Consider the following 5589-nt stretch of genomic DNA (forward strand, 5'->3'; position numbering starts at 1 on the left):
GGCCGCCGTGGGTGAAGGCGGCGCTGGCTTGGGGGATCTGGTGGTGGTTGACCTCGATGAGGAGGTGGCCGGTGGGGGTGAGCCATGGGCGGGCGTGGGTGGCGACGCGGCGGGCGAGGTCGAGGCCGTCGGGGCCGCCGTCGAGGGCGTGGCGGGCCTCGTGGTCGCGGGCTTCGGGGGGTAGGAGGGGGATCTGGTCGGTGGGGACGTAGGGGACGTTGGCGACCAGGACGTCGATGTGTCCGTGGAGGTGGTGGGGCAGGGCGGTGAACAGGTCGCCGTGGTGGACGGTGTGGCCGGGCAGGTTGCGGCGGGCGCAGGCGACGCTGGCGGGGTCGATGTCGGCGGCGTGCAGGGTCAGGCCGGGGTGGGTGTGGGCCAGGTGGGCGCCCAGGGCGCCGGTGCCGCAGCACAGGTCGACGGCGGTGCCCTGGGGTGGCAGGAGGGTGGCGGCGTGGTGGGCCAGGTGTTCGGTGCGGGGGCGGGGGACGAACACTCCGGGGTCGACGGCGATGCGTAGGCCGCAAAAGCGTGCCCAGCCCAGGACGTGTTCGAGGGGGGTGCCGGCGCAGCGTTGGTCGGTCATGGCCGCGAGCTGGTCGGGGGTGTGGGCGGTGGTGGCCAGCAGGAGGGCTTCGTCTTCGGCGAAGACGCAGCCGGCCTGGCGTAGGCGGTGGGTGAGCGGCGACAGGGTGTGGGGCGGGGCCACGGGTGCCTTTCGGGTCGTGGGTCGCCCGTGGTCAGGGGGTCGTGGTTGGTTCGATCCCTGGTGAGGGCGCCCGGCGGTTGGTCGCGAGGATCGCTTCTCACCTCCCCTGGTCGTCGTGTGTGGGTGTCACCGTACACGACATTGTGTTGTTTTGTCGGGTTTTGGGTGGTGGGGTGTCTCCATCGGTCACCGTTGACGGTGCCGTACCCCACGATGGCCGCCGTGCGGGACCTGACGAAGACCCGATGGTCGTCGTTGGTGTGCGAAGTCGCCCGTCCAGGGCTGCTCAGAGAGCCGACCAGCCGACCCGCTGCGCGCACCCGCCCGTCCGGTGGCGGCCCTTTGCTACCGGGGCCGCCACCGGACCAGGTGTGTTTGGCGCGGATGCCTGAGGAGATCGCGCGCCGCGGTCACATCCCCGCTAGCCTGCGGCCATGACGGTGAAGGTGAACCCGGTGCTCGTGGGACGGCGCAGTGAGATGTCGGACTTGATCCGGCGCAGGACCTCGTTCCTGCTCAGGCCGAGACCTTGCGCGATGAGCCGCTCCGGGCGCACCGGCACCGGATCGTCGAAGACGACCTCCGTCTGGACGGGCCACGCCTGCTCGAGCCGCGCCGGCGGGGCCTCCAGCCGCCATGCCCCCTTCCAGTCCAGGGTGAAGCGGTTGCGTCGGGCGAGCCGCGGATCCAGCAGCGTGGACGCCACCAGTTCCGGATCGCCGGTGTGGTAGCCGTCGAGCTCGAGCGGATCGAAGGATCTGACCGGTGCCCGCTCGTGCACGGTGAGCTTGCGCGTGCGATCGCAGGACACGCAGCGCACCAGCAGCCACACGTCCAGCAGTTTGCCGTTGGCGTTGACGCGGAACCGGCCCCGGCCGGTGGTGGCTGACTCCGACGGGCACTGCACGCACCGCAACGACAGCGATGGCAGCCTGGTCCGGCGCACGACCCAGGGCAGCACGGTATGAGGTTGTGAGGACATGATCTCTCTAGACCTGACACGAGGCCGATTGCGCGCGGCCTCAAACGCTGTGTGACCGGGGGCGCGTAGCCAGCCCGGCGGAGCCGACGGGAGGGTCGACTTGAAGGTGGGCGAAAGAAGGTGTCAGGTCTAAAGAGCAGGCGGGGTCACGCGGTGTGTCCTTCGTCCTCACGGTGATGGGGGCACAGGCAACCTACGGGAACGCCAAGGGACGGCTCAAACGGTTTTTCGGTGGTCGCCGCGGCCCGGGCCGGCAGGGCGGCGCCCCTCGCCGTCGCGAATGAGCGGTCAAGGGGCGCCAAGAGGCGGACACCAGCTACTCGATCACTGCCTTTGCCGGATCCGCCTAGGGGCCCTGTACCCGGTCGGGGACCGCGGAGGGCGTCGAGGGCACCACCCGGATTCATCCGTGGCAGATGCGGGACTCACTCAGACATGCAGGACGCGACGTCGAGTTTCACCGCCGTGTACTTGTCCGACAAGCCCCAGGCATCGAACAGCGTTCGTACCCGCTCCTGGAAGACGTCCAGGGACTGCTGTGTTTGGCCGTGCTCTGCGAACACGTCCTGGGCGACGACCAGGAGCTGTCCCACCTTCGTCGCGTCGAGGTCGATGTCGTTGTCGTCCAGTGCCTGCGCCGTGCACCGTAGCAGTGTCTCTTCCCAGGTTTGGGCCGAGGCGGCGGTGGGTGCTCCCCAAAGGAGCGCTCCTGCCATCGCTGGGACGATCGCGAGCGAGAAAAGTCGACGTCCGGATGCCATGTGAGGCCTCCTTCTCTGTCTGACCTTGGTGTATACGTTCTTCACTGCCCGCTTCCCAGCGAGCCTGAACGCGAGAGTCGACACGGATCCGTGCACTCCCCCGCCGCCCAGCCACCCACGCGCGCACCGTGCGCGCTGTGGTCACCCGAAAAGGACCTCGGGCCTCGTGTGCGGGGTCGTTCACGCCGACGACCAGCAGCCGCCTGGTCTCAGTCGATCCACACGGTGATCACGGTCATCGCGTGCCGCCGGGCGACGGCGGTGCCTCGAGGACGAACCAGAGGAAGCCGAGCTGGGTCCGTCCACTCTCCCCACCGGCCCCGCGGTCGAAACGGTGAGGAGAAAGAGCAGGTCCGGCTCTGTCGGAGGGGCGTACTAACGTGCCCCGTCCAAGAGTCCACTCCCACTGACAGGTCCATCGTCACGAAGGTCGCCCTGATGGTTGCGAGCGAACACCGGCCTCCACGGCTTTACTGGGCCTGGTTGGCCGGGACCGGGGTGAGCGCGCTCGGCACCCAGATGCTGGTGTTCGGGCTCGTGTGGCACGCGGCCCTGGTCGGCCCCGGCATGGCTGCGGCGGTGCTCTCGGCGCAGGTGGTGCCCCGTGTTCTGCTGACCCTGCACGGGGGTGCGCTGGGTGATCGTGTCGGGGCCCTGCCCGTCATGGTGGGCGCGAACACGATCCTGTGCGTTGTGGCGCTCACGGGCGTGCTGGTGATGTCTGCGGCCGACCCCGGTCCCCTCGTCATGGTCGTGATCGCCTTGGCGTTGGGCACGGTCGACGCGGTCGACGTTCCGGCGTCGGGGTCGGTGCCCAAACTGCTGGTGGCCTCCGCCGCCATGGGGCGTGCCACGGCGGCCCGACAGATCGTTCTCCAGGGCGCTGTGCTGTGCGGGCCGCCGTTGGCGGGCGCGGCGATCACCGTACTCGGGTTGCCGGCGACCTACGGGGCCGGGGCCGCGGGCTACCTGGTGATGGTCATCGTGCTGTGCTTCGTGCGCTCTCGGACGCGGTCCGCGCCCCGCACCGGGGCGGGTTCAAGCCTGAACCGGCAGGTCGCACAAGGGATGGCGGTCGTGTTCGGTACGCCGCTGCTGCGTGCGGTCGTCTTGCTCACCGGGGCCTTCGCCATGTTCGTCATCCCCTTCTGCCCGCTCCTGGTGCCGGTAGTCTCCGCCGCGCGGGGCTGGGACGCCTCAGCCACGGGGACGGCGGCGGGCGCTTTCGGTGCCGGTATGGCCTGTGTGACCGCGGTGGTGTTGTGGCGCGGTGCCGCCCCGCGTGCCGGGGCGGCCGCTGTCCTGGGGATGATCACCGCTGGTGTGGGGGTCGCGGCCACCGCGGCTGCTTCGGGACCGATGGTCTTTTGCCTGGTGTCCTTGATCGTGGGGCTGGGCACCGGTGTCTTCTCCACCCATGTCGGCCCTTTGTTCATGGTCGCCTGCCCTCGGGAGGCGATCGGGCGGGCCCAGGCGGTGGTGACCCTCGCCCAGTGGCTACCACTGTTGTGGGCCAACCCGTTGATCGGCCTGACAGCGCAGACCCACTCGGTGACCGTCCTCCTGGTGCTGTGGGGCGTCGGGGCGGGCGCGACCGGGATGGCGGCCCTGGGCACGCGGCCCTTCCGTGTGGCGGTGCTGGCCCGCGAGACCCGACACCCCGAGCGCGAAGGGGAGATCGGCTGATCTTCCAGAAGTCACCCCGGTGGTCTACTCGCGGAAATGTTCGTTCCAGGGGAGAACCGGGCCGGTTGGGTGGGGGCAAGGGCTTCGGGAAGACTGACGCTTCCGAACCATCAGGGGCCGTGCCACTCCGCCCCGGCGGCGGCTGGCGGTTCGGTGCACTCGGTGTACCCGCTCGACGACCTCGGTGATGTGGGGCACGACATCGGTTCACTGCCATGCCACGCGCCGGGCTGAGGGTTCCGGACGCCGCCGGGCCGGTGGAGGTGGTGTCCGTTCACCCGATGCCCCCGCGTCGACCCTCCACGATGGCCGTCTGGAGGGACGGGCTGCGCGGTCTGCCCGAGGCCACCGACGGCACTGTCCGCATCCTCGCCGGGGACTTCAACACCACCCTCGACCACGCCGAGATGCGCGACGTCCTGGAGAGCGGTTACATCGACGCCGCCGCCCACCTGGGTCGGGGCCTGACCGGCACCTGGCCCGTGGGCGGTCCACTGCCCAGGGCCGCCATCGACCACGTGCTGGTGGACGAGCGGGTCGCCGTGGTGGAACTGGAGATCCTGGACGTGCCGGGAACCACGCACCGCGCCCTGATGACCCGCCTCACCCTGCCGGGCGGGCGGGTCTGAGATCTGGCCCGGCGTCGGGGCGGGCACCCCGGGTTCGGCCACGGGGGGGGTCGCCCGATGTCGCGGGCCTCGGCGACCAGCGACGCGCTCACGCTGGACTCGAGGCGCTCCAGGTGGGAGTTCGCGCCGGAGTGGTGGGTGAACGCATGAGTGAAGCCGGTGTGGGCGGCGATGTCCTCCGCGGTAGCGCTTGACCAGGCGGGCCCGCCACGCCGCGGCCGTCTTCTTCGCGGCGCTCTTCAGGTCGGGCAGGGCGCGCAATAGTTCAGCGATGGCTGTATCTGACTCGTTTTCGCGGGTCAGGGATGGTGGCCTAATAACGTTGGCGCTCCCAGGAGGGTGGATGGAGGGGGCTGGGGCGCCCCCACACCACCAACCCCCGAGAAGGTTCACTTATCGGGGGTCAGGCTCCGGGGCCCTCTGGTCCTCTTTTCGTTGTGCTGAATCGTATTTCGTTTAATCACTAACGTTTCCAACGAAACGAAACAAGGGAAGGCGGTGAGGAGGGGGTGTCCGGGCCCGGGCGACTGGAGTACCGACCGAGGCCCCCGGTATCGGATTCCTCTTCTTCGTCCTCGAGGCACCGCCGTCGCCCGCCCACCCAGGCGACCGGCCGGTCGCGGGATCATGAGCGGGGCCAGAGTCACGCGAGGCGACGATGACAGTGCCGTGAGACCTAACCCGCCTCAGGCGCACGAATTGGGTGAGGCGCGCACAGGTTGAATGACATGAGACGGGACAGCGATCCTCAGCACCGGATCCTGCTCGCTTGTTTCTTGACAGCGGACAGTAGATACTCCCCATAGGCGGCCACTTAAGGCC

Annotated in this window: 5 protein-coding genes; 2 read left to right on the forward strand and 3 right to left on the reverse strand. The window is 69.6% G+C overall.

Going from position 1 to position 5589, the window contains the following annotated elements; all coding sequences use genetic code 11:
* From D471_RS0131925 to D471_RS0131935, 3 genes are all read right to left on the reverse strand, one after another.
* Positions 1 to 709 (reverse strand): putative protein N(5)-glutamine methyltransferase (locus D471_RS0131925; RefSeq protein WP_017602374.1); only part of this gene is annotated, 709 nt, incomplete at its 3' end.
* A 421-nt stretch (positions 710 to 1130) separates the two neighbouring features.
* Positions 1131 to 1670 carry a DUF1062 domain-containing protein gene (locus tag D471_RS0131930; RefSeq protein ID WP_241479764.1) on the reverse strand — a complete coding sequence of 180 codons (540 nt, stop codon included), beginning with the start codon at positions 1668 to 1670 and terminating at the stop codon, positions 1131 to 1133.
* Positions 1671 to 2116: 446 nt separating this feature from the next.
* On the reverse strand, positions 2117 to 2407 hold the full coding sequence (locus tag D471_RS0131935; RefSeq protein WP_152486540.1) for a hypothetical protein: 291 nt from the start codon (positions 2405 to 2407) through the stop codon (positions 2117 to 2119).
* A 483-nt stretch (positions 2408 to 2890) separates the two neighbouring features.
* Between D471_RS0131935 and D471_RS37365 the strand changes: the two genes are divergently transcribed.
* On the forward strand, positions 2891 to 4138 hold the full coding sequence (locus D471_RS37365; protein WP_017602377.1) for an MFS transporter: 1248 nt from the start codon (positions 2891 to 2893) through the stop codon (positions 4136 to 4138).
* A gap of 281 nt (positions 4139 to 4419) precedes the next feature.
* Positions 4420 to 4767: an endonuclease/exonuclease/phosphatase family protein gene (locus D471_RS42255; RefSeq protein WP_338045371.1), complete on the forward strand. Its 348-nt coding sequence runs from the start codon at positions 4420 to 4422 to the stop codon at positions 4765 to 4767.
* Positions 4768 to 5589: the final 822 nt, after the last annotated feature.

It is taken from the genome of Nocardiopsis lucentensis DSM 44048, assembly GCF_000341125.1.
Classification (GTDB): Bacteria; Actinomycetota; Actinomycetes; order Streptosporangiales; family Streptosporangiaceae; genus Nocardiopsis; species Nocardiopsis lucentensis.